The 23,729-nt window shown below is 68.5% G+C and carries 24 protein-coding genes; 15 read left to right on the top strand and 9 right to left on the bottom strand.

The genetic code is table 11. The features are described 5' to 3' along the window. Nucleotide 1 precedes the first annotated feature (1 nt). The 6 genes from ACFVJ3_RS23280 (at nt 2) to ACFVJ3_RS23255 (ending at nt 7,346) form a co-directional block, all read left to right on the top strand. A complete protein-coding gene (locus tag ACFVJ3_RS23280) occupies nt 2-1,198 on the top strand; it encodes an HpcH/HpaI aldolase/citrate lyase family protein (RefSeq protein ID WP_378454284.1) in 1,197 nt (398 codons plus the stop codon). Continuing rightward, the gene (locus ACFVJ3_RS23275; RefSeq protein ID WP_378454283.1) at nt 1,195-2,478 is read left to right on the top strand and encodes a phosphoribosyltransferase family protein; all 1,284 of its coding nucleotides are present in this window, start codon (nt 1,195-1,197) and stop codon (nt 2,476-2,478) included. The genes ACFVJ3_RS23280 and ACFVJ3_RS23275 overlap by 4 nt, the downstream gene beginning before the upstream one ends. Next, a complete protein-coding gene (locus ACFVJ3_RS23270; RefSeq protein WP_378454282.1) occupies nt 2,475-3,584 on the top strand; it encodes a cysteine protease StiP family protein in 1,110 nt (369 codons plus the stop codon). The genes ACFVJ3_RS23275 and ACFVJ3_RS23270 overlap by 4 nt, the downstream gene beginning before the upstream one ends. Next, nucleotides 3,581-4,459 (top strand): HAD family hydrolase, encoded by an 879-nt coding sequence (locus tag ACFVJ3_RS23265; RefSeq protein ID WP_378454281.1) that lies wholly within the window; start codon nt 3,581-3,583, stop codon nt 4,457-4,459. The genes ACFVJ3_RS23270 and ACFVJ3_RS23265 overlap by 4 nt, the downstream gene beginning before the upstream one ends. Nucleotides 4,460-4,521: 62 nt before the next feature. Beyond that, a complete protein-coding gene (locus ACFVJ3_RS23260; RefSeq protein ID WP_378454280.1) occupies nt 4,522-5,769 on the top strand; it encodes a TerD family protein in 1,248 nt (415 codons plus the stop codon). Between the two features lie 8 nt (nt 5,770-5,777). Next, nucleotides 5,778-7,346 (top strand): TerD family protein, encoded by a 1,569-nt coding sequence (locus tag ACFVJ3_RS23255; RefSeq protein ID WP_378454279.1) that lies wholly within the window; start codon nt 5,778-5,780, stop codon nt 7,344-7,346. Between the two features lie 11 nt (nt 7,347-7,357). Here the strand turns inward: ACFVJ3_RS23255 and ACFVJ3_RS23250 are convergent, their stop codons facing one another. The 4 genes from ACFVJ3_RS23250 to ACFVJ3_RS23235 all read right to left on the bottom strand — a co-directional run bounded on the left by ACFVJ3_RS23250 (nt 7,358) and on the right by ACFVJ3_RS23235 (nt 10,403). After that, entirely contained in the window at nt 7,358-8,764 is a 1,407-nt protein-coding gene (locus ACFVJ3_RS23250; RefSeq protein ID WP_378454278.1) for an ABC1 kinase family protein, read from the bottom strand. 117 nt (nt 8,765-8,881) lie between these two features. Then, complete coding sequence (locus ACFVJ3_RS23245; RefSeq protein WP_378454277.1) at nt 8,882-9,736, bottom strand: LLM class F420-dependent oxidoreductase; 855 nt, start codon at nt 9,734-9,736, stop codon at nt 8,882-8,884. A 56-nt stretch (nt 9,737-9,792) separates the two neighbouring features. Next, nucleotides 9,793-10,002: a hypothetical protein gene (locus ACFVJ3_RS23240; RefSeq protein ID WP_378454276.1), complete on the bottom strand. Its 210-nt coding sequence runs from the start codon at nt 10,000-10,002 to the stop codon at nt 9,793-9,795. Between the two features lie 80 nt (nt 10,003-10,082). Then, nucleotides 10,083-10,403, bottom strand: a complete 321-nt coding sequence (locus tag ACFVJ3_RS23235) for a GYD domain-containing protein (protein WP_378454275.1) — start codon at nt 10,401-10,403, stop codon at nt 10,083-10,085. Nucleotides 10,404-10,486: 83 nt separating this feature from the next. Here ACFVJ3_RS23235 and ACFVJ3_RS23230 point away from each other — a divergent pair, with 83 nt between their 5' ends. Both ACFVJ3_RS23230 and ACFVJ3_RS23225 read left to right on the top strand, forming a co-directional pair. Then, on the top strand, nt 10,487-11,302 hold the full coding sequence (locus ACFVJ3_RS23230) for a DUF72 domain-containing protein (RefSeq protein WP_378454274.1): 816 nt from the start codon (nt 10,487-10,489) through the stop codon (nt 11,300-11,302). Between the two features lie 92 nt (nt 11,303-11,394). After that, a complete protein-coding gene (locus tag ACFVJ3_RS23225) occupies nt 11,395-11,868 on the top strand; it encodes a hypothetical protein (protein WP_378454273.1) in 474 nt (157 codons plus the stop codon). A gap of 5 nt (nt 11,869-11,873) precedes the next feature. Here ACFVJ3_RS23225 and ACFVJ3_RS23220 read toward each other — a convergent pair whose 3' ends face one another. Beyond that, entirely contained in the window at nt 11,874-12,191 is a 318-nt protein-coding gene (locus tag ACFVJ3_RS23220) for a helix-turn-helix transcriptional regulator (RefSeq protein ID WP_095862339.1), read from the bottom strand. Nucleotides 12,192-12,282: 91 nt separating this feature from the next. Between ACFVJ3_RS23220 and ACFVJ3_RS23215 the strand changes: the two genes are divergently transcribed. Beyond that, nucleotides 12,283-13,338, top strand: coding sequence for an SDR family oxidoreductase (locus tag ACFVJ3_RS23215; RefSeq protein ID WP_378454272.1), 1,056 nt, complete (start codon nt 12,283-12,285; stop codon nt 13,336-13,338). Nucleotides 13,339-13,349: 11 nt separating this feature from the next. Here the strand turns inward: ACFVJ3_RS23215 and ACFVJ3_RS23210 are convergent, their stop codons facing one another. Further along, a complete protein-coding gene (locus ACFVJ3_RS23210) occupies nt 13,350-13,874 on the bottom strand; it encodes a MarR family winged helix-turn-helix transcriptional regulator (protein WP_378454389.1) in 525 nt (174 codons plus the stop codon). 66 nt (nt 13,875-13,940) lie between these two features. On the opposite strand from ACFVJ3_RS23210, the gene ACFVJ3_RS23205 reads away from it, so the two are divergent. Then, complete coding sequence (locus ACFVJ3_RS23205) at nt 13,941-15,353, top strand: FUSC family protein (RefSeq protein WP_378454271.1); 1,413 nt, start codon at nt 13,941-13,943, stop codon at nt 15,351-15,353. Nucleotides 15,354-15,359: 6 nt separating this feature from the next. On the opposite strand, the gene ACFVJ3_RS23200 is transcribed toward ACFVJ3_RS23205, so the two are convergent. Beyond that, the gene (locus ACFVJ3_RS23200) at nt 15,360-15,749 is read right to left on the bottom strand and encodes a hypothetical protein (protein ID WP_378454270.1); all 390 of its coding nucleotides are present in this window, start codon (nt 15,747-15,749) and stop codon (nt 15,360-15,362) included. A 5-nt stretch (nt 15,750-15,754) separates the two neighbouring features. Next, nucleotides 15,755-16,354 (bottom strand): TetR/AcrR family transcriptional regulator, encoded by a 600-nt coding sequence (locus ACFVJ3_RS23195; protein ID WP_378454269.1) that lies wholly within the window; start codon nt 16,352-16,354, stop codon nt 15,755-15,757. A gap of 94 nt (nt 16,355-16,448) precedes the next feature. On the opposite strand from ACFVJ3_RS23195, the gene ACFVJ3_RS23190 reads away from it, so the two are divergent. The 4 genes from ACFVJ3_RS23190 (at nt 16,449) to ACFVJ3_RS23175 (ending at nt 21,076) form a co-directional block, all read left to right on the top strand. Beyond that, a complete protein-coding gene (locus ACFVJ3_RS23190; RefSeq protein WP_378454268.1) occupies nt 16,449-17,483 on the top strand; it encodes an ABC transporter permease in 1,035 nt (344 codons plus the stop codon). Nucleotides 17,484-17,503: 20 nt separating this feature from the next. Further along, on the top strand, nt 17,504-18,172 hold the full coding sequence (locus ACFVJ3_RS23185) for a vancomycin high temperature exclusion protein (RefSeq protein ID WP_378454267.1): 669 nt from the start codon (nt 17,504-17,506) through the stop codon (nt 18,170-18,172). A gap of 66 nt (nt 18,173-18,238) precedes the next feature. After that, complete coding sequence (locus ACFVJ3_RS23180) at nt 18,239-19,315, top strand: VIT1/CCC1 family protein (RefSeq protein WP_378454266.1); 1,077 nt, start codon at nt 18,239-18,241, stop codon at nt 19,313-19,315. Nucleotides 19,316-19,603: 288 nt separating this feature from the next. Further along, complete coding sequence (locus ACFVJ3_RS23175) at nt 19,604-21,076, top strand: DUF4185 domain-containing protein (protein WP_378454265.1); 1,473 nt, start codon at nt 19,604-19,606, stop codon at nt 21,074-21,076. 60 nt (nt 21,077-21,136) lie between these two features. Here the strand turns inward: ACFVJ3_RS23175 and ACFVJ3_RS23170 are convergent, their stop codons facing one another. Next, on the bottom strand, nt 21,137-22,348 hold the full coding sequence (locus ACFVJ3_RS23170; protein ID WP_378454264.1) for an SfnB family sulfur acquisition oxidoreductase: 1,212 nt from the start codon (nt 22,346-22,348) through the stop codon (nt 21,137-21,139). A gap of 126 nt (nt 22,349-22,474) precedes the next feature. Here ACFVJ3_RS23170 and sfnG point away from each other — a divergent pair, with 126 nt between their 5' ends. After that, nucleotides 22,475-23,590 (top strand): dimethylsulfone monooxygenase SfnG, encoded by a 1,116-nt coding sequence (gene sfnG, locus ACFVJ3_RS23165; RefSeq protein WP_378454263.1) that lies wholly within the window; start codon nt 22,475-22,477, stop codon nt 23,588-23,590. Nucleotides 23,591-23,729 lie beyond the last annotated feature (139 nt).

Below are 23,729 nucleotides of genomic sequence, written 5' to 3'. Positions count from 1 at the left end.
GATGAGCATTAGCGAAAATATGACGGCTGTGCGGCATGTACGGCACTTCCACCACCTCGATCCCGAGACGCACGGCCGGCTGTTCCTGCACGCTCCGCAGGCGCTCGGGCCGGACGAGGATCGAACGGTGCTTGCCGTCGCGCTGGGCGCGACGCTGTACGTGCCTGCGACGAGGTCCGATCTCGCGGACACCATCCTTCGCCGGTCCGGTGACGGTGTCTGCTCGATGGTCCTCGACCTCGAGGACGCGGTGGCCGACGACCAGGTGGAAGCGGCGCTACTCAACGCCGTCGACGCACTCGATCGGCTCGCGGTCCACGGTGGTGCGCGGATGCAGCTGTTCGTCCGGGTGCGGGCCGCCGAGGACCTTCGGCGGATCGCCGACCTGCTGACCACCGGCGTCGAGGTGCTGTCCGGGTTCGTGATTCCGAAGTTCGGAAGTGCGACGGGTGGTGCATTCCTCGACGAGCTGGCCGCAGCGTCGAAGCGGCTCGGCAAGCACCTGTACGCGATGCCGGTGCTCGAATCACCGGCGCTGGTGCACCGCGAGACCCGCGACGACGAACTCGCGAACATCGGTGAACTGCTCGTCGAACACCGCGAGCGGATCCTCGCCGTGCGCATCGGCGCCACCGACATGTGTGCCACGTTCGGTATCCGCCGCGACCGCGACCTGACGATCTACGACGTGCGGGTGGTCGCGGACGCGATTGCCGGCATCGTCAACTTCCTGGGCCGTGCCGACGACACCGGACACGTCATCACCGGTCCCGTGTGGGAGTACTTCGCCGACCACGAGCGAATGTTTCGGCCGACCCTGCGCGCCACGCCGTTCGAGGAGCACAACGAGGTGCGGTTCCGTCAGCAGCTGGTAAGCCGGGATCTGGACGGTCTGCTGCGGGAGATCGCCCTCGACCGCGCGAACGGCATCCAGGGCAAGACGGTCATCCACCCGACCCACGTCGCGGCCGTGCACGCCCTGTCCGCGGTGACGCACGAGGAGTACCACGATGCGCTCGACATTCTCGGCGCCGAGAGCGTCGGCGGCGTCCAGGCGTCGGGATATCGCAACAAGATGAACGAAATGCGCCCGCACCGCAGCTGGGCCGAGAAGACACTTGTCCGGGCGAAGGTGTTCGGCGTGACAAACGAGGGAATCACGTTCGTGGATCTACTGACCGCACTGGCCGTCCGATGAGCTCACCCACTGCCGTGCGCGCAGTGCCCTGGGCCACGGAACATCTGGGGCTGACGCTCGCCCACGTGGGTTCGGGCGCGGGGCTGACCATCCCCGAACTCGTCGAGCCCGGCCTGCGGCGCAACCCGCGACGTGCCCACCTGCTCGTCTCGACGGTCCTCGGCAAGCACGTGCCCACCGACCCGGGTGCCGTGATCGGCGCAGGCGACCGCCTCGGCGATCTGGTCGCCGACGTTCTCGGACCGGATGCAGATCCCGTCGTGCTCGGATTCGCGGAGACCGCAACAGGTCTGGGGCATTGTGTCGCGGCCCGGCTGCGCGCCCGCTGTTACCTGCACTCCACGCGCCGGGACGTCCCCGAGATCGGGACGTCCGCCGGGTTCGAGGAGGGGCACTCGCACGCGACCAGTCACCAGCTGCAGCCGACGTCCGTCGAGTTGTTCACGGGCGATCGCCCGCTCGTCCTCGTGGACGACGAGATTTCCACCGGCGCCACCGCCGTCGACGCAATCCGCGCGCTGCACCGGCAGAACCCCCGCAGCCGTTACGTCGTGGCGTCGCTCGTCGACATGCGCGAGCAGGGCCACCGGGACGCCGTCGACGCCGCAGCCGCCGAACTGGGGGTGCGGATCGACAGCGTGAGTCTGGCGGTGGGACGCACCGAGCTTCCCGACGGCCTGATCGACTCGGTCGGTGCCCTCCCGGATCCGGTGCTCAACCCCGTCGGTGAGCGAACCGGGACCGTCGAGCGCGCCGACATACCGTGGCCCGCAGCAGTTCCGGAAGGTGGTCGTCACGGGTTCCTGCGGGAGGACACCGAGGAGTTCGACGCCGCCGTCGCGTCGGGGGCCGCGGTGCTCCGGGACCGGCTCGACCCGCAGCGTCCGGTGATCGTCGTCGGACACGAAGAGCTGATGTACCTGCCGTTGCGACTCGCGGACGCGCTGTCCGCGTCCGGTTTCCGGGTACGATTCCAGACGACGACGCGGTCACCCGCCTACGTGCTCGACCGGCCGGGATACCCGCTGCGCCGCGGATTCCGCTTCGCGGCGCCCGAGATCGGGGAAGAGCAGCCGCGTTTCGTCTACAACGCGCAGTGGCCGGACGAGGACGCCGTCGTGGTCGCGGTGATCGACGCCGCGGCCGACACCGAGCGGCTCACGGTAGCCGGCGGACTCCTCGACGTCCTCACGGCGTCGGGGACGGATGTGCTCCTGGCCGTCGTGTCCGGCGCCGACCCGCTGTCGCTGCGGGCCGCACGTGCGGGAGCGTCGACATGACGGCGCCGCTGACCGGTCCGGCGTTCGGTTCGTACGCCGCCGATGAGGTGGGCTGGCTGCTCACAGACCTGTCGCACGTGGACCTCGAAGCCGAAGTCGCCGAGCGGGAGCGCCGCATCCAGTCGGGTGAAGCCCACTACGCGGAGACGCTGCCCATCGAGTACCAGCCCGACGCGGAGTACCGCGAGCTGTTCGAGAAGGTGCTGCAGGACAGCTCCATCCGGCTGGCGCGGGCGGTGGGGACGGTCACCGACCTCGTGCTGGCCGAGCGGGGCCGCGACGTCACGCTCGTGTCGCTGGCGCGTGCGGGAACCCCGGTGGGTGTGCTCATGCGCCGCTGGGCGCGGGACGTCCACGGGTTGACGCTGCCGCACTACGCCGTCTCCATCGTCCGGGACCGGGGGATCGACGCCGTCGCGCTCGACTACCTTGCGCGGCATCACGACTCGAAGAACGTGGTGTTCGTCGACGGCTGGACGGGCAAGGGCGCCATCGCCCGCGAGTTGTCGCAGGCGCTTGCCGAGTACCGCGAAGCCGGTGGCGCCGAATTCGACGACGACCTCGCCGTCCTCGCCGATCCCGGGCACTGCGTCCGCACGTTCGGCACCCGCGACGACTTCCTGATCGCCTCCGCGTGCCTGAACTCCACCGTGTCGGGTCTGGTGTCGCGGACCGTCCTCAACGACACGCTGATCGGCCCCGGCGACTTCCACGGCGCCAAGTTCTACGCGCACCTCGCGGGCGAGGACGTGTCCAATCACCTCCTCGATTCCGTCAGCGCGTCCTTCGGGGACGTACGCGAGCACGTTCCCGGCGACGTCGAAGGCTTGCTGCGGTCGGACCGGACCCCCACCTGGGACGGCTGGAAGTCCGTCGAAGCGGTCCGGGAGCAGTACGGGATCTCGAGTGTGAACTTCGTGAAGCCCGGCGTCGGCGAGACCACCCGGGTGCTGCTGCGCCGCGTGCCGTGGCGGGTGCTCGTCCGCGACCTCGACGCCCCGGAGCACGCGCACATCCGGCTACTCGCCGCCGCGCGTTCGGTCCCCGTCGAAGAGGTTCCCGGCCTGGCGTATTCGTGTATGGGCCTGATCAAGGATGTGACATGACCGCGCTGATCGCGACCGACCTCGACCGCACCATGATCTACTCGCGCGGGGCCATGGAACTCGCCGTCACCGAGAGCGACGTGGCCGAGCGGCCCGGCGACCAGGACCTGCTGTGCGTCGAGGTGTACGACGGCAAACCGCTGTCCTACGTCACGTCGGCCGCCGAGGCCATGCTGCGGAAGCTCACCGCGTCCGCCGTCGTCGTGCCCACCACCACGCGCACCGTCGCACAGTTCCAGCGCATCGATCTGCCGGGGGCGCCGTGGCGGTACGCGATCACGACCAACGGCGGCAACATCCTCGTCGACGGGGTGCCCGATGCGCGGTGGCGGTCGGGTGTCGACGTCGCGATGGCCGACGGTGGAGCCTCGCTGGTGGAGGTCGGCGCCGAGCTGAGCCGCCGGATCGACGACCGCTGGGTGCGTTCGTCCCGGGTGGCCGACGAGTTGTTCTCCTACCTGGTCGTGGACCTCGACGCGATGCCGGCCGGCTTCGTGGAGGAGTGGAACGCCTGGTGCGTAGATCGGGGATGGGGAGCGTCCCGGCAGGGCCGCAAGATCTACACAATGCCCGATGCGGTGTGCAAGAGCCGTGCGGTCGCGGAGGTCCGTTCGAGGCTCGTCGACGACGGTGTGCTCGAGCCGGAAGCGCCCGTGCTGGCGGCCGGGGACGGGGCACTCGACGCCAATATGCTCCGTGCCGCCGACGCCGCCATCCGCCCCCGGCACGGCGAACTCGAAACCATCGACTGGCAGCATCCGACCCTGTCGGTCACCGGAAGCAGCGGTATCGCCGCTGGTGAGGAGATCCTGCGCTGGTTCGCGGACCGTCTCGGGCGGGGTGCGGGGACGACGGCCGTCGGCTCTCTTTTGTAGGTTGTAGGCAAACAGGCCAAACGGGACAAACCCGACGCTCCCACAGTGAAGGAACCACCGCAGTGTCCACTCCGCTAGCCAAGGGTCAGAACGGCCCGCTGAGCGTCGACGACGTCATCGTCTCCCTCGAACTGACGGCCGCCGCCGACCTGTCCGCGCTGCTCGTCGCGGACTCGGGGAAGGTCCGCTCGGACGCCGACTTCGTCTTCTTCAACCAGCCGACCGGTCCCGGCGTGCAGCTCGTCCCCGGAGCCACCGGACAGGCAGCGTCGCTGAAGGTGTCTCTCGGCGCGGTGCCGGCCGACATCGCCCAGGTGCGGGCGGTCATCACCCTCGACGACGCCACCAGTAACTTCGGGCGCTCCGCGCCGCCGACCGCCCGGGTGTCCGACGGCGCCGGAAACTCGCTGTACGAATACAAGATCGAGGGACTGAACTCCGAATCGATCGTCATCGCGCTCGAGCTGTACCGACGCCAGGGCGCCTGGAAGGTGCGGGCCGTCGGGCAGGGCTACGCCGGCGGGTTCGCCGCGCTCGTCACCGATCACGGCGTGTCCGTCGACGACGCTCCCGCACCCGCCGCCGCTCCCGTTCAGCAGCCGCCCGCGCCCACACCGGCACCGCAGGCCGCCTACCCGCCGCCGGCCGCGCCCGTCGCGCCCGCTGCACCGCCGGCTCCCGCTGCACCTGCCGCGCCCGCCGCTCCGGCCGAGGTCAGTCTCACCAAGTCGCGACCGGTCAGCCTGTCCAAGGGCCAGAAGGTCACGCTCCGCAAGGACGGTGGCGTCGCGCTGACGTACATCCAGATGGGACTCGGCTGGGACCCGATCGAGAAGCGCGGCATGTTCGGGAACCGTTCCGCCAACGTCGACCTCGACGCGTCGGCGGTTCTGTTCGCGGACAACAACATGGTCGACGTCGCCTACTACGGCCAGCTGACGTCGAAGGACGGGTCGATCCGGCATCAGGGCGACAACCTCACCGGCGAGGGCGCCGGCGACGACGAGGTGATCCTCGTGGATCTCACCCGCATTCCGCCGCACGTCTCGACCATCGTGTTCATCGTCACGTCGTACCGCGGGCACACGTTCGAGCAGGTGAAGAACGCCTTCTGCCGCTTGGTGGACACCACGTCGTCGGCCGAACTCGCCCGGTTCACGCTGCAGGGCGGGATGCCGTTCACCGGAATGGTGATGGCCAAGGTGTACCGGGTGGGCGGCGAATGGAAGCTGCAGGCCATCGGTGAAGGCATTCAGGCCAAGCACGCCGGTGAGGCCGCGCCTCAACTCGCCCGCTTCCTCGGCGTCTAGGGGCGGCGGTGACGGTCCACCTCGTTCCGGGCCAGAACGCCCCGCTGCCGTCGCGCGCACTGCGTTTCCGCGCGGTCGATGCGACGCCGATCGACGTCTCGGCGTTGATCGTGGACGGCGATCTCCGCACGCTGTCGTCGGACCATTTCGTGTTCTACAACCAGCGGCGGGCCGCCGGGGTAGAACTCGACGCGGACGGAACGGTCCGGCTGCAGTTGGACGAGGTGGACGCCGCTGCGGCCGGCGTGCTCTGCGTGGTCAGTGTCGATCCGGCATCCCCGAACGGTCCGTCGACGCTGGCCAGGGAGGGGCTGTCGGCCACCCTCACCGACGAAAATGAACGTCCCCTGGTCGTTTTCGACGTCCCGCTGGTCGGTTCCGAAGCAGCCGCGATCTGCCTCGAGATCTATCGGCGCGGTACCGACTGGAAGGTACGGGCCGTCGGGCAGGGATGCGACGGCGGCCTCGCCGAACTCGTCACCCGGCACGGCGTCGAGGTGGACGAACCCGCACACCCTGTCGCCGAGGAGATTCCGGCGATGCCCGGTCCGGCGGGCATACCGCTCGACCCGGCCCACTCGTTCGAGAGGGCGTGGATGATCTTCGAGGACGCTGCCCGGTCGGCGGCCTCGTTCCGATCCTCTCGCGACTACGCGCAGGCGCGGCTGGACGACGAACTGTCCGAGTCGGTGGCCGACCCGTCCACGCGCAACAGTCCCGTGGTCGTGCAATCACAGGCCAGGGCGCAGGAGCGGTGCGATGCCCTCGTCGCCGAGGCGCAGCGCAAATTCGACGGCGAGACTTCGCAACTGGCCGACGAACTCCGCGTCATCGACCCGCTGCTGCCCCGGTCGCTGGCCACCTTCGAATCCGCCGCCTGGACGAACCCGGTCACGAGCAGGGCAGTGACGGACGGACTGCGGCTCGGCGAGTTGTCCGCACCCGACCTCGGTGAGCTGCGGGTGCCGTTCTGCGTCCATCACCCGTTGGGGCGTCCGCTCTGGATCGTCGGCGAACCGGCCGAGGCCGCACCGGTGGTCGCGGCGCTGGCGGCGCGCATGCTGGTGGCGTCACCTGCGGCGGCACAGCGGTTGGAGGTGGTCGACCTCAGCGGAACCTTGCGCACGTTCACCGAACCCCTCGGTGCTCTGCTGGCCTCGCCCGTCGTGTCCTCGGCGTCGGACATCACCGCCCGACTCACCGCGCTGTCCGAGAGCGTCGACCTCGCAGAAATGGCGGCCCGCAGCGGAATCCGCGACACGGTGCCGGAGCCGCGGCTGGTGATCCTGGGCGACTTCCCGCACGGGTACGGCGCCGAGGACGCCGCCCGCATCGTGCACCTCGCCGATCACGGTCCCGCGGTCGGGACGTCGCTGATCATCGTCGGCGACAGTGCCTCCGCGGATTCGGATCCGGGCGTCGCGGTGCTCGAACGTATCGCGCAACAGGTTCCGACGTCGGGGGTCCTCACCGTCTCCGACCCGTGGACGGGCAACGACTGGATCCTCACACCCGACCGGCTCCCGGACCACCCCCTCCATCGAGCCTCGGTGCTGGACTCCTTGACCGGGCAATAAATCCCCCGCCGTCACTCGTCCGGCAGTTCGACCCCGAGTTCGAGGGCCTTCGCGGCGACGGCGTCCGGGAAGACGTTGCGGAACAGGAACAGGTCCTGCCCGATCACCCAGCCGGGTGCGAGTTCCGTGGCGTACCGCTCGAAGTAGCCGAGTTGCTTCCCGAACAGGACGAGTTCCTCGGGGCTGGCGACGCCCCATTTCTTGCCGATGCCGATGAGCGCCATGATGAGTTCGCTGAGTCGCAGCTCGCCGAGGTCCCGGCCCAGCAGCGGTGCCAGGGCGGCGGCCACCTGGAGTCCGATCTCGTCGTCGGTGGCGTCGTTGTCCGTCGCGTAGCCGAGGCTCCGGATTCCGCGGGCCATGCGGGAGAAGTCGCCGTCGATCAGGGTCGCGTAGAACATGTCGCGCAGGATCTGCCGCCACGACTCGGGAAGCTCACCGACGATGCCGAAGTCGAGCATCGCGATGCGTCCGTCGTCGAGGACCCATAGGTTGCCGGCGTGCACGTCGCCGTGAAACGGGCCGTGGAGGACGACGGACTCGATCCACACCTTGACGCCGCGGCGGATCAGCATGCGGGTGTCCATGTGGACGAGGTCGGGGAACCGGTCGAGCGGCAGTCCGTACATGCGTTCCATGCAGATGACGTGCGGACCGCAGTAGTCCCAGTACACCTCGGGGGTGGTGACGCCCTTGTTGTCGCCGAACGCCCCGATGTTCGTCCTGAACCGGGCCTGCCGGTCGGCCTCCACCGCACTGTTGAGTTCGGTCATCGTGGCCGCGTGGAGGTCGCGGATGATGGCGGTGGCGTTGGCGATGCGGAAGAACTCGAACAGCTTCTCGAGCATCCGCGCACCCCAGTACGCGGTGCGCAGGTCCACCACCATGCGGCGGAAGATGTCGGGGCGTTGCACCTTGATGACGGCTTCCCTGCCGTCGGGGAGTACGCAGCCGTGCACCTGCGCGACCGAGGCGGCGGCGAGGGGGACGTCGCCGAAAGACGCGAACAGCGCGTCGACGGGATGCCCCAGGTCGGCTTCGATGACCCGGCGGGCCTCCTCGGCGGGCACCGGCGGCACGTCGTCGAGACATCGCAGACAGGCGTTGGCCAGCGGGGCGGGGAACACACCGGAGGACGACGCCATCAGCTGCCCGACCTTGACGAACGTCGGGCCCAGCACCTCGAAACCGTTGACCAGGCCCTCCGACGCCGCGTCCGCGAGGGTGCGGCCGCGACGTCGGACAGGCCAGGTGACCAGCGCGAACAGTGTGTAGGCGACGACGACCACGCCGATGACCAGCGCCCGCCACAACTCCGCGGCGCGGAAACGATCGAGGCTCGCGGAGTGCACGGTCAGGGCTGCCGGTGGCGGCCCCGCAGCGTACGGGCCGACCGGACGTGCCGTTGGCTCTTGCACAGTTCCTACCTTGCGTTCAGTCCTGCCTGCCGTTCAGAAGGGGACCATACCCCGACCGTTTCGGCGAACCCCTTCCAGTATGAGGTACCCACCATCACACCATTTCGTTAGCAGAACTCAGAGTCCCAGCGCGCCTGCGAGTTCCCGCAGGGCGGGCACCGGATCGTCGCCTGCGGGCAGTACCTGGATGGCGACGTGATCGGCGCCCGCGTCCAGGTGTTCCCGGAGGCGGCCGGCGACGTACTGCGTGTCGCCGTGGGCGGCGAGCGCGTCGATCAGGTCGTCGCTGCCGCCGTTCTCGATCTGCTCGTCGGTGTACCCGAGCCGTTTCAGGTTGTTCACGTAATTGCGCAGGTGCAGGTACGGATTCTCGACGGCCGAACGTCCGATGGGGCGAGCGCGTTCCGGATCGGTGTCCAGCACGACCTTCTGCTCCGGCGCGATCACCGGGCCCGGGCCCAGCAGCTCACGCGCTTCGCGGGTGTGCTGCGGAGTGGTCAGGTACGGATGGGCGCCGGCGGCGCGGGCTGCGGAGAGTTCGAGAACCTTCGGACCGAGCGCGGCGAGGACGCGTCGTCCCGCCGGGACACCGGCAGCATCGAGGGCATCGAGATACTCCACGAGCGCGGCGTACGGCTTGCTGTAGTTCAGGCCGGGCTGTTCGGGGTGGCCGACGCCGATGCCGAGGAGGAAGCGTCCCGGATGGCGGGCCTCGATCCGGTGGAACGAGGTCGCGATCTCGTCGGCGGGGGCGGTCCAGATGTTCACGATTCCGGTCGCGACAGTGATGGTGGATGTCGCGTCGAGCAGGCGTTCGGCGACTTCGAGGTCGGCCGGCGGAGAGCCGCCGATCCAGATCGCGCCGTAGCCTGCCGATTCGATTGCCGCACCCACCTCGGGGGCCAATCCGCCGGCGTGACGCCAGACGCCGAACTGTCCGAGCTGCGGGGTTTCTGCTGTGGTCTCCGTCATGTGGCGTGCAACCTTCCCTCGTGGTCATTCATTCCGGTGTTTCGGATTCGCGGCTCTCAGGCCTGATGCAGCCAGGCGCGGAACAGGAGCGCGCTCGGGTCGGTGGCAGCGAGTTGCCACCGCGCGGCCCAGCGGTACCGTCCGGTTGCCGCGGCGCCGAGCGAGACGAGGCCGGCGGGAAACGCCCTCGACGCGAACAGGGCACGGCGAGCGGACTCGGTAGTGAACGTGTTCACCGACGTCGAGTTTGCCTGGTCAGTCGACATGGCTCGACGCTATCGACCGATTCCGCCGCCGCACATCATCCTGCAGAACGATATTCGCTACCGCAGGGCCGGGAGGCCGGTCAGCTGCCGGGCGCCCGGTACTCGGCGTCCCGGCGCACAGCGTCGTCCACCTGCTCCGGCGTCAGCAGCACCACCGATTCGGACCTCGCCGCACCGGAGGCGGTGGTGCGGATGCCGAGCGCGGCGGCCGCGACTTCGTCCGGCACGTCACCGATCACGAACAGATCCCGGCCACCCAGTGCGAAGTAGCAGGATTCGACTGTGCCCCCGACGCTTTCGACCATCTGTGTGATCGCGTCGCGTCGTGTGGTGCCGCCTTCGGCGAGTAGTCCCTTCGCGCCTTCGGGTGAGTACGTGACCTGCCAGAGATATCTCGGCATCAGTGCCTCCTCGATTGTGGGGTCCTCTCATGGTTCTCCCGGGACGGGCCACATGCAATAGGTTCCGGCGCTAGGGTCGTGAGATGGCTGAGGCCCGCGTCGGTATCTCCGGCTGGACGTATCCCGGTTGGCGCGGTGACTTCTACCCGGACGGTCTGGCGCATCGCAAGGAGTTGGCCTATGCCGCGGGGCGATTGACGTCCATCGAGATCAACGGGTCCTTCTATTCGCTGCAGCGACCGACGAGTTACGCGAAGTGGCGCGACGAGACACCGGAGAGTTTCGTGTACGCCGTCAAGGGCGGTCGCTACATCACGCACATGAAGAGGCTGGTCGGTGCCGAGACGGCGCTGGCGAACTTCTTCGCATCCGGGGTGCTCGCGTTGGGCCCCAAGCTCGGACCGCTGCTGTGGCAACTGCCCCCGACGCTCACGTTCGATTCGACGAGTCTCGCAGCGTTCTTCGACCAACTGCCGCGGACGACCACCGACGCCGCGACGCTCGCGTCACGACACGACGACAAGCTCACCGACGACAGGGCGTGGACAGAAACGGACGCCGAGCGCCCCGTCCGCCACGCGCTCGAGGTTCGGCACCCCAGTTTCGACACGGAGGAGGCGAGGGAGTTGCTCCGCGCGCACGACGTCGCGTTCGTCGTCGCCGACACGGCCGGCCGGTACCCGTACGTAGAGACGGTGACGAGCGATTTCGTCTACGCCCGCTTGCACGGGGACAAGGAGCTGTATGCCAGCGGCTACACCGACGAGGCGCTGGACGAATGGGCGCGCAAGTTCGAGAGGTGGCTCGGGCAGGGCCTCGACTGTTTTGCCTACTTCGACAACGACATGAAGGGGTACGCGCCGTTCGACGCGCTGCGGCTGATCGAGCGGCTGTGCTGACTGTCGGTGCCCCGTGGCGCCGTGCGCCGACTGTCGGTGCCCCATGGCACAGTGAGCTTCGGTTCGACGAAGACGAGAAGAGGATCTACCGGATGTGGCCCACTCATTGGCCTGCTGTCGCGCGTGACATCGCCGAAGCGCTCGATGCCGCCATCGTCGCGGCGCGTGCGTCGGACGCGGCGGCTCTGACCGAGGCGACGGAGGATCTCGCGGCCCTGCCCGTGGAGCAGGTCGGTGCGGTGCTGGCGGGGGTGGTCCGGGAACTACTCGAGACGCTGCACCCGGACGGTCTGACGGGGGAGGACGTCCAGGACGTTCTCACCCGCTGCGCGCGGGCGGCGGCACTCTGGTTTCCGGCCGTCGACGTCGACTCGCTGGTCACCGTGCTGACCGGTGCACTCGGTGTGGCCGACGTCGAGGAGAACCCGCGCAGACCGGAGCGTGCCGTGGAGGCCGCGATCCTGGTGATCGCCGATCTGCTGCGTGCGGCGGAGGTACCCGCCGACGGTTACGTCCGCCGGGCGCTCGACGAGATCGCGCGCGCCGAAACCGTGGAGATGCCCTGATTCGTTCAGAGTTCGGTGCGGATGTGATCGGCCAGCCTGGCGATCCGGTCTTCGTTGCGGCGGTAGTGGGTCCACTGGCCGATCCGATGGCTGGTGACCAGGCCCGCGCTCTGTAGGGCGGCCATGTACTGCGAGGCCGTCGACTGGGAGACCTCGGCCCTCGCCTGAATGTGCTTCAGGCACACGCCCACCTCTTCGGCGGGTTCGAGCTGCGGGGGAAAGCTGTCCGGCTCCTTCAGCCACTGCAGGATGCGCACGCGGGTCGGGTTCGACAGCGCTTTGAAGACCAGGGCCAGGTCGGTCGGGTCCGGAAGTTCACTCACACGATCCATCGTACCGCTATATCGCGATTTTCCGATATATGTGCTTCACTCGGTATATCGCAACTTCGCGATATACCGATAGGAGTGAGTGATGGCGAAGCGCAGAGTGGCAGTGGTCGTCGGTGCGCGCGGCGTGATCGGCGGCAATCTGATCGACCACCTCGAGGCGACCGGAGAGTGGGAGATTGTCGGACTGTCGCGCCGAGGCGGACCCGACACCGACCGGGTGCGGCACATCGCGGTCGATCTGCTCGACGAGCGCGACGCCGCCGAGAAGCTGGCCGAACTGCGCGACGCGACCCACATCTTCTACGCCGCCTACCAGGACCGGCCGTCGTGGGCGGAGCTCGTCGCGCCCAACGTCGCGATGCTCGTCAACACGGTGAACGCGATAGAACCCGTGGCTGCGAGGCTCGAGCACATCAGCCTGATGCAGGGCTACAAGGTCTACGGCGCCCACCTCGGACCGTTCAAGACGCCGGCGCGCGAGAGCGATCCGCCGCACATGCCGCCCGAGTTCAACGTGGACCAGCAGCAGTTCCTCGAAGACCGTCAGCGCGGCAAGAGCTGGACGTGGTCCGCGATCCGCCCCTCGGTCGTGTGCGGATTCGCTCTCGGCAATCCGATGAATCTCGCGCTGGTGATTGCCGTCTACGCCACGATGTCGAAGGAACTCGGAGTGCCGCTGCGGTTTCCGGGGAAGCCCGGCGCGTACACGAGCCTGATCGAGATGACCGACGCCGGATTGCTGGCGGAGGCGACCGTCTGGGCCGCGACCACGCCCGAGTGTGCCAACCAGGCGTTCAACATCAATAACGGGGATCTGTTCCGCTGGGACGAGATGCTGCCGAAGATCGCGGATTTCTTCGAACTGGACGTCGCGCCGCCGCTGCCGATGTCGATGGACGTCGTGATGGCCGACAAGGAGCCGGTGTGGAACCGCCTCGTCGCGAAGCACGGACTGGAGCCCACGCCGTACTCGGACGTCTCGTCGTGGGCGTTCGGCGACTTCGTCTTCGGCTGGGACTACGACGTCATCGCCGACGGTTCCAAGGCGCGCCGGCTGGGTTTCCACCGTCACGTCGAGACCGAGCAGATGTTCCTCGACATCTTCCGCGACCTTCGGGCCCGGAAGATCATTCCGTGAGGGGCGGGGAACTACCGGCGAATCCCGGATTCGACGTTGGCGGCGATCCGCCGGAGCAGCCCGGCCAGGACGGCGCATTCGTCCTCGTCGAGTCCGGTGAGGAATTGCCGGTCGCGTTCGACGCGCTGCGGGAACTCGGTGTCGACGAGTTCCCGCCCGGACTCGGTCAGGTGGAGCAGCACGACGCGCCCGTCGCGTTCGAAGGGCAGTCGTTCCACGAGGCCCAGCCGGGCCAGGCGGTCGACGTGCTTGGTCGTGGATGCGCCGCTGAGCATCGTCACGGCGGTGACCTCGCTGGCCCGCAGTGGCCGATCGCTGCGGGCGAGTACACACAGGACGTCGAACTCGGCGCGCGAGACGCCGCTCGCGTCCAGGGCGCGGTCGAGTTGCTGCAGGGCCTGGGATCCGATCCGGGTGATGCGGCCCATCACTTCGATCGGTGACGTGTCCACTTCGGGATGGGTCTCGGCCCATTCGCGTCGAACGCGATCGGTGAAGTCCTCATCCGGACGTGGGGCAGTGCTCATGAAAACCATCGTAGCGACCAACTTCACACTAATTCATAACTATTTTACTAGTGAAGTATACGGTACGCTGTAGCCATGCAGGCTTCCCCTCGATACGCACCCGACCTCAGCCGGCTCCATCACTCCCGTGGGGCGCTGGCCTACTCGGTGGCGCCGTCGACGTGGCGTCGCGCGTTCGAGGTCCGGAACGCCGATGCCACCATCGCCCCCGCGCTGCGGGTGGGCGCGGCGACGGCTCTGGTGCTGGTGATCGGCGGTCTTCTCGGGCACGGCAACCTCGCGGGCTTCGCGGCACTCGGTGCGCTGACCGCCGCGTTCGGTCGATACGAGCCGTACCCGCGGCTCGCCCGCAAGACGGGGCTCGTCGGTGTCGCGCTCATCGTATTCGTCGCCGGGGGAGCGCTCCTCGGTGCGGCGGGGCTGCCGCTCTGGCTGCAGATCGCGGTCATGTCCGTGGCGTCGGGAGTCGCCGCCTGGCTGCTGGCGGCGTTCCGTATCGCCGGTCCCGGGCCCGTCATCCTGATCTTCGCGGCCACCGCCGCGGTCGGGCACGCGACCCAGCTCTCCGGTCTCGGACCGGCCGTCGTGGCCGTGACGATCGGTGTCGTCGTGGGCTGGCTCGCCGCCATGACGCCCTGCCTGTTCGTTCCCCTCGGTCCCGCCCGGCTCGCGGTGGCGCGCGCACTCGCCGCGGCCGCGGAACTGGAGCGTGCACACGACGCCTCCGCGATCACGTCCGCACGCAAGGCCATCGACAACGCGCGTGACGTGATCGCACACAGTGGGCGGGGCCGGGACGGGCACTCCCACCAATTGTTCGCACTTCTCGCCGAAGCGGACACGGTGGTCGATCGGTGGGCGCACGAGCGCGACCACGACACCCTGCGTGCGCTCGTCGATCACGAGTCCGAGCTTCGTAAGGTGAAGCGCCGCAGCGACCTTTCGGCGTTCGCCGCGGAGACCGCGGTGCTGCCGCAGCCCGCAGGCTTCTTCGCGGACGGTCTCCGGGCGCTGCGGTCGCGAGAGGGGATCGTCAACGCGGCCCGCATCGCCGCTGCCGCCGCGCTGGCCGGGTGGGTCTGTGTGGCACTGGGATTGGAGCATCCGCTGTGGGCGTCGATGGGTGCGATGGCCGCGATGCAGGGGTTCAACTTCAGTCAGACCGTGCAGCGGGGAATTCAACGGCTCGTCGGCAATGTGGCGGGCGCCGTTCTCGCCGCCGGGCTGATCGCCGCGGCGATGGGGTACTGGCAGGCCGTCGTGGTCATCGTGGTGCTGCAGACCGTGACCGAACTGGTCGTCATCAAGAACTACGCGTTCGCGTCCGTCGCCATCACACCGATGGCGCTGCTGCTCACGGGCCTCGGCTCGGCGGTCGCACCGGACATCGCGGTGAGCCGCGTCGTGGACACGCTCGTCGGTGTGGTGGTCGGGGTGATCGTCTCGGCTGTCGCGATCAGCCGGACCGACCACCATCACGCGGACTGAGGCGGCTCAGATCCCCGTCGCGGAGACGTAACCGGCGAATCCGATCGCGCACGCGCCCGCGCAGAGGATCAGGGTTCCGCACGCCACCGGCCACGCGATCGTGCGCCGCGCGATGCGCGCGATCGTGACCACGCCGCCGATCACGGTCACGAGTGCGGCGACCGCGAGCGCCACGCACACCGCGATCCACGCGTTCTCGGCGCTGCACGTCTCGGGCGGGCAGTAGTCCAGGAACAGCAGCCAGAACAGCCCCGCGACCGCGGAGATGCTGGCGACGGCGACCGCGACGACGAGCGCGGCCGCCGACACCGCCACGTCCCAGCCGTTCAGCGGCGGCTGATCGTCACCCGCACGCGGGTGATTCCATGGATGTGGCAGAGGCCCCCCTGGCTGCATGTTCGTCACAGTACAACGGACTCCGGGGGGATCGGCGGCGGTAACGGAGCGCCGTCCGGGCGCAATCCGGCGAGGAACACCGTGATCAGCCGCGGAACGAGATTCGCCGTCGTGTCCTCGAACATCAGCACGTGAGGCCGGGTGAGCATGGCGATCCCCATGATGATCTCGAGCGGCACGACGTCCTCGCGCACCAGTCCGACGTCCTGCAGCCTGCGGATGAGGTCGGTGACCGTCGCCTTCGTCAGCTCCCTCGATTCGCGGACGTCGGGTGGCAGCTCGTCGAGGCTGTTGACCAGTGCGGGAACCAACGCTCCCATGCGCAGTTCGACCACAGCGTCGACGAATCGCCGCCACGCTCCCTCCGGGTCGTCCCGGCATTCGTCCAGTCCCCGGACGGCGAGTTCGCGGACCTCGGCGAGCGTCGTGCGGGCAACGGCGTGGGCGAGTTCGTCCCGGCTCGGAAAGTTCCGGTAGAGGGTGGCGATCCCGACGCCCGCTTCTGCGGCGATGGCGTCGAGCGGCGCATCGTGCCCGCGGTCGGCGAACACCGCGCGGGCGGCCTTGATCAGGATGTTGCGTCGTTCCAGCGCATCTGCCCGCACGATTCCACCTCTTCCGTTGACAACCCAGCATAACCGGAGGAATATTCTCCACAAGTACCGGAGGAAATTCCTCCACTTAGTGAAAGGGAGTCCGATGAGCACTTCGGATACCGGGACACTCGAGCCGCGCACGGAGCCCGCCGGGCCGTCTGCGCACCGCCCGGCGGATCCCGTGAAACTGACCGCTGTCGTGCTGGGACTCACCGCGGTGATCGCGCTGATGCTGCTGGCGTTCGCGCTGCCCGCCGTCAACAGCGGCCCGCACGACCTCCGACTGGGCGTCGCCGGACCCGACGCGGCCGTCACCCGGATCGACAGCGCGCTCGCCGCGGGACACCCGGGCGCGTTCGTCACCGAGCGCTTCCCCGACTCCGATGCGGTCCGGACGGCGATCGAACACCGGGAGGTGGTCGGCGGAATCGTCGCGACACCGGACGGTATGACGGTCCTGTCTGCCGGCGCCGGTGGGGCGCCCGTCGCGCAGACGATGAACGGTCTCGCGGCGGGAATGAGCAAGACTGCGGGACGACCCGTTCCGGTCGAGGACGTCGTTCCGTTGACGGCCGATGATCCCGCCGGTGTCGGTCTGGGTGCTTTGGCGCTTCCCCTCGTCTTCGGCGGAATGGTCCCCGCGCTTGCGCTCGTGCGGCTGTTTCCGCGCAGTGTCGGTCGGCGGGTGGTCGGGGCGGTGCTGTTCGCTGTGAGTGCCGGGGTGGTGCTGACGGCAATTCTGCAGTTCGGTCTCGGAAGCGTCGACGGCAACTACTGGACGACCACCGGCGCCGTCGTGCTCGGCATCGCCGCCATCTCGCTGACCGTTCTCGGGCTCGAATCCGTGCTGGGCACAGCGGGGTTCGCGCTCGGCGCGGTGACCATGATCTTCCTCGCCAACCCGTTGTCCGGCCTGGCGACCTCCGCGGCGTGGCTGCCGTCGGGGTGGGGCGCATTCGGTCAGCTGCTGCCGCCCGGAGCGGCGGGAACCATGGTGCGGTCGACGGCGTTCTTCGACGGACACGGAGCCGGTGCGGCAGTGCTCGTGCTGACCTGCTGGGTCCTGTTCGGGCTCGGCCTGTGCCTGGTATCCGGACTGCGTGAGCGGCGCGCCGGGGAAGAACCGGTCGTCGCCTGAGCCTGTGGTTTGATGACGGCATGGGGGAACGACGGATCGTCCGCCGACTGGTCGGCATCGGAGCGGGCCTCGGCGCGCTCGCGGTCCTCGTCGTCGCGGCCTCGACGGTGTGGATATCACGCGAGTCCTCCGGCCACGTCTACGACGTCGACGACGCACCCGAAGCGCCGGTGGTCATCGTCCTCGGTGCGCAGGTGCGCGACGGCAAACCCCGGGAGTACCTGGCCGGGCGCCTCGACGTCGCCGTCCGCCTCGTAGAGGACGGCCGGGCCCGGGCGGTGCTCGTCTCGGGCGACGGCGCAGGCAGATCCGGCGACGAGATCGCGGCAATGACGGAATACCTGGTCGAGAAGGGCATCGACCGCAACAAGATCGTCGGCGACCGATACGGGCTCGACACCTACGACACGTGTGCGCGGGCCGTCCACACGTATGGAGTGACCAAGGCGCTGATCGTCACGCAGGGTTTCCACGTCCCCCGCGCGGTCGCGCTGTGTCGCGGTGCCGGGATCGACGTCGCCGGAGTCAACGCCGGCTGCGAATGCCGCATGATCACGATGGTCAGGAACACCGTGCGCGAATCGCTGGCCCGGCCGAAGGCCGTCCTCGACATCCTGTCCGGACGCGATCCCGTGGTGGTCTCCGAACCCGAGGACTCACTCGGGAAGGCTCTCGCCGCCGAGGACTGACCTCGAACCGCCGCGCTGGGGAGAGACTCGTCGGTAGGCTTCTCCCCGACGATCGGGAGGTTGACGGTGGTTGGTGCAAGACCGGATCCCGGTCCGCGTGAAGTCCGGAAGTGGCGCCGCTACCTCGCCGACGAACGTGCCGAGGCGGCCGTCTACCGCGACCTCGCGAAACGCCGGACCGGTGAGGAACGCGAGATTCTGCTGGCGCTCGCCGACGCCGAGGGACGGCACGAGGCGCACTGGCGCGAGTTGCTCGGCGAACACGTCGGCAAGCCCGTGCGCGGTGACGTCCGCACACGCATCCTCGGTGTGCTGGCCCGGCGGTTCGGATCGGTGTTCGTGCTCGCACTCGCGCAGCGTGCGGAGACCCGGTCGCCGTATCCGACGGACGTCGACGCCACCGACGCCATGGGCGCGGACGAGCGCATCCACGAAGAGGTGGTGCGGGCGCTGGCGGCGCGCGGGCGAAATCGTCTGTCCGGCACGTTCCGTGCCGCCGTGTTCGGTGCCAACGACGGCCTGGTCAGCAACCTCGCCCTTGTGCTCGGCATCAGCGGTAGCGGCGTCGACAATCACATCGTCCTGCTGACCGGGCTCGCCGGTCTGCTCGCGGGGGCGTTGTCGATGGGCGCGGGCGAGTACGTGTCCGTGCGGTCACAGCGTGAACTGCTCGAGGCTTCGGCACCGGGGCAGGGCGCCCGTGAGGCGGTGCCGCTCCTCGACGTCGACGCGAACGAACTCGCACTCGTGTACCGGGCGCGGGGCATGCCCGCGGAGGACGCCGAGAAACGCGCGGCCGACGTGCTGCGGAGAGCCGTTCAGCCCGAGCCCGTTTCGGGTACGGAGGCCGTCGACGAGCACGAGGCCATCGGCACCGGGCTCGGTGCGGCCGCCGCGAGTTTCTGCTTCTTCGCGTCCGGTGCGGTGATCCCCGTGCTTCCGTACCTCCTCGGCATGGAAGGCACCGCCGCACTCATCGTCGCGGCGGCGCTGGTCGGCGTCGCGCTGCTCGGGACCGGTCTGGTGGTGGGATTGCTGTCGGGTGGACCCCCGGTCAAACGGGCGCTACGCCAGCTGGCAATCGGGTACGGCGCAGCCGCCGCCACCTACCTGCTGGGCATGCTGTTCGGGACAGGCGCGTAGCACCCGTGCGCCTTTCTGGTTGCCGGAACTACCAGAAAGGCGCACGAGCGGCGGAGCCCGCGCGATGTCGGATCTCCGCAGCTGGGCCATCCGGGAAATGCCGCGGTCGACCTGCAGTCGCAGGGGATCGGCGAGAGCGGCCAGGACGGAGACAAATTCGAAGCGCCTACCGCCGGATCGGGACGAAAATGTTACCGCCAGGTATGGCGTGTGGGAACCGGCGAGCGTACAAGGGCGATGTTATGTTCCCCCCGCCGGGAGTGGCCGGAGTTGACGGAGGGGTCGGGGATGTCGAAGAGGTGGGTCGCGTCGGTCGCGGCAGTGGCGATCGGCTCGGGCATGATCGCCTATTCGAACCAGAGCGCTGCCGTCGCGGAACCCGAGCCGGTGTCCAACGGCATTCCCGGCAGCGGTTCCTGCGCGAGCGAGGTGTCGAACGAGACGCACTCGCTGATTCCGGAGAAGCTCGAGATTCCGATCCCGTACCCGAAGATCACGACGGTGCCGTATCCCGCTCCCGTCACGGATCCTGTCCGCGTCTCGCAGGCGTTGCCCGCCGACACGTGCACCGATCCGTGCCCCGACCTCACGGACGAGACCGACAAGGCCCCGGGCAACCTGTCGAGCGTGCTGAACATTCCGGACGTCAGCGTGAAGTTCACGCCCTTCCACTTCGGCATTCCCGTCCCGGGCGCCGACATCCAGTTGCCCCCGCGGCCGCCCCTCGTGCACCCGGCGACCGAGGAGGCGCCGCGCAGCGCGGCCCCGGCAACCCCGAAGATCGGCGACGTGACCCGCGTGGCCAAGGTGACCGGGTCCGGTTCCGTCAGTCGCACCGACAAGCGTTACCAGGTCAACGGCACCGACCTCGGCATCATGTGGGAGAGCGCCCCCGACCAGATCGCCGTCGCGTTCGGCGACACCGTCGGCAAGGGATTTCAGCCGCCCGGTGGTCAGGGCGACGACTGGCGCAGCAACGTCCTCGGTTTCAGCTCCGACCGCAACCTGTCCGACGGCATGAGCCTCGACAGCATGGTGCAGGACAGCCGGTGCCACGCGGCGGAACTGCTCGACAGCCGCAAGCTCGACAACGTGGAGATCACCACCATCCCGACCTCCGGTTTCGCCGTCGGGAACCGGCAGTACATGAGCTACATGTCGATCCGCACCTGGAACAGCATCCCCGCGACGTGGTGGACGAACTACGGCGGCATCGCCTACTCGGACGACGGTGGCTCGACGTGGACCAAGGATCCGTATGCGAAGTGGGACAACATCTTCGGGGTCACCAAGTTCCAGGTCGCGTCGATGGTCCCGGCGGGCGACTTCGTGTATATGTTCGGCACCCCCAACACGAGGCTCGGAGCCATCGGCCTGGCCCGTGTCCCGGCCGCCGACGTGCTGAACACGTCCGCGTATCAGTACTGGCAGAACGGCAACTGGACGCCGGTCGGTGGCTACACGGAGGCGACGCCGATCGTGGACGCGCCCGCCGCCGAATTGTCCGTGCGCTACGAGGAGGCCACCGGCAAGTGGCAGATGGCGTACCTCGACACGTCCCAGGCGGCGATCGTTCTCCGTGAGTCCGACTCGCCGCAGGGCGTCTGGTCCGGCGGGGCACCGATGGTCAGCGCTGTCGAGTACCCGGAACTGTACGGCGGTTTCATCCACCCGTGGTCGAGCGGCGACGATCTGTACTTCACCATGTCGACGTGGTCCGACTACAACGTCTTCCTCATGAAGGCGGATCTAGGCGCGTAGCGCCCCGTGCGCCTTTTTGGTAGCTCCGGCAACCAGAAAGGCGCACAGGCCCGGAGGGCCCTACAGCAGGCCGTGGCGGGGCGGGACGGTGCCCGACAGTGTCCACCTGCCGATGTGCTGGATCTTCCACCGCGTGGGGTCGTGCAAGGTGTGGGTGCGGGCGTCGCGCCAGTACCGCGACAGGTTGGACGTTTCCGACGCACTGCGGGTGCCGCCCAGTTCGAACAGCACGCTCGACGCCTCGAGGGACGCACGGGCGGCGGCAACCTTGGCTGCGGCGGCATCGATCGAGGCGACCGCGGCGCTCTGCTGGGTGAGGTCGCGCCGCGCTGCGTCGATGCTGCGCGCACCCTCCCGGAGGAGTGCCGTTGCGGACCGGACGGTGACCGCCGCCTCTCCGGCCAGCTGGATCAGCAGGGGATCGTCGACGGCGTCGGTGACGCCCGCCTCGAAATAGGGCCTTGCCTGACGCGCGGATCGCACGCCTTCGTTCAGCGCTGCTGTGGCGATCCCGGCGTCGATGGCGGCGTGCAGGATCTGGGCTTGCGACCCGTACGTGGTGGGTGTGTCGAAGATGGGGGAGAACGGCACGACGTGGAATGCGGGCACCCGGGCGGCGTCCAGGGTGACGGTTCCGCTCGCCGTGGTCTTCTGCCCCATGCCGTCCCAGTCGTCGACGATCGACAGCCCGGCGGCGGTGCTCGGCAGGTAGGCGACGGCCTTGGCGGGCTTCCCAGTCGGCGTCGTCGTCCCCGGAAGGGTGGCCCGTACCGCGATCCAGTCGGCGAACAGTGCGCCCGTGCTGTAGTACTTGCGACCGTCGACGACGAAGTCGCCACCCTGCTCGGTGAGCGTCGTGGCGTCGATGTCGATCGTCTTCGTTCCGCGCTCGCTCTGGGCGTTGGCGAACCGGCGCCCCGCGAGTACCTCGGAATAGAAGAATTCCTGCTGCGCCGGCGTGCCCTGGTGACGTAGCACCTCGAGGAACGTGTAGTGGCTGTGCGGGATCTGCGCGATGCTCGGATCGCCCTCGGCCAGAAGGCGGAACACTTCGGCGAGGGTTTCGGTCCGCGCGTCGATGCCACCGTGCTCTCGGGGAACACCGAGTGCGAGCAGCCCGGACGCGGCGAGAGCGCCTACCTGTTCGTAAGGGAGTTGCCGTCCGGCATCGCGAGCCGCCGCCTCCTCTGCGAATTCTGTGGCGAGATCGGCAGCGACGGCGAGGGCTTCCGCCTCGTCACTGATGCGGTGGGCGCTCTGAACGGCGGTCATGCCTGATCTCCCTGTACTGCGGTCATGCCGTCGAACCTCACACGGACCCGCGAGCCGGGTGAAGGGTTGTACGCGCGCTGATCGGAAGGGTGGGCGTGCGCTGCATGGGCGGGTTGCATGCTGGGTATGTCAACCGAACACATCGCTGAGCAGATCAAGTTCGCCTACTGGGTGCCCAACGTCAGTGGCGGGCTCGTCACGTCCGACATCGAACAGCGGACCAGCTGGGATTACGAGTACAACAAGAAGCTCGCCCAGACCGCCGAGAACAACGGTTTCGAGTACGCGCTCAGCCAGGTCCGGTACGAGGCCAGCTATGGGGCCGAGTACCAGCACGAGTCGACCAGCTTCAGCCTCGCACTGCTGCTGGCCACCGAACGGTTGAAGGTGATCGCTGCCGTCCACCCAGGTCTGTGGCAGCCCGCGGTGCTGGCGAAGCTGGGCGCCACGGCCGACCACCTGTCGAACGGCCGGTTCGCCGTCAACGTCGTGAGCGGCTGGTTCAAGGATGAATTCACCCACCTCGGGGAGCCGTGGCTCGAGCACGACGAGCGGTACCGGCGCAGCGCCGAGTTCCTGCAGGTGCTCCGCAAGATCTGGACGGAGGACGACGTCGACTTCCGTGGCGACTTCTACCGCATCCACGACTTCACCCTCAAGCCGAAGCCGCTGAACACGCCCGACCGTCCGAACCCCGAACTGTTCCAGGGCGGCAACTCCGCCGCCGCGAGGCAGAACGCGGGCCGGTACTCCGACTGGTACTTCAGCAACGGCAAGGACTACGACGGCGTCACCGAACAGATCGTCGACGTGCGACGGGTGGCGCGCGAGCACAACCGGGAAGTGAAGTTCGGGCTCAACGGGTTCATCATCGCCCGCGACACCGAGAAGGAAGCGCGCGACACCCTCCGCGAAATCATCGAGAAGGCGAACAAGCCCGCGGTCGAGGGATTCAGGTCCGCCGTCCAGCAGGCCGGCGCGTCCACCGCCGACAAGTCGGGGATGTGGGCCGACTCCACGTTCGAGGATCTCGTCCAGTACAACGACGGATTCCGCTCCCAGCTGATCGGTACGCCGGAGCAGATCGCCGAGCGCATCGTCGAATACCGTCGTCGCGGAGTCGACCTCATCCTGGGCGGTTTCCTGCACTTCCAGGAGGAGATCGAGTACTTCGGCGCCAACGTTCTGCCGCTGGTCCGCGAACTCGAGGCGTCCGAGAGGCTTGCACCCGTGAGCGGTTAGCGAGTCCAGGGACTCGTCAACCGCGCACGGGTGGCGGAGCCGCCTAGTACTACAGCCGTAAGTTGATCATGGCGTGTGGCCCCGTCTCTTGTGGTGGCAAATTCGGGCGCGGGCCTGGTGCTGTCGTCTCCACTGCGAG

Origin of the sequence: Rhodococcus sp. NPDC127593, from assembly GCF_042671975.1 — a bacterium.
In the GTDB taxonomy this organism is placed as follows: domain Bacteria; phylum Actinomycetota; class Actinomycetes; order Mycobacteriales; family Mycobacteriaceae; genus Rhodococcus_F.
This window is presented reverse-complemented; position numbering and strand designations above follow the sequence as displayed.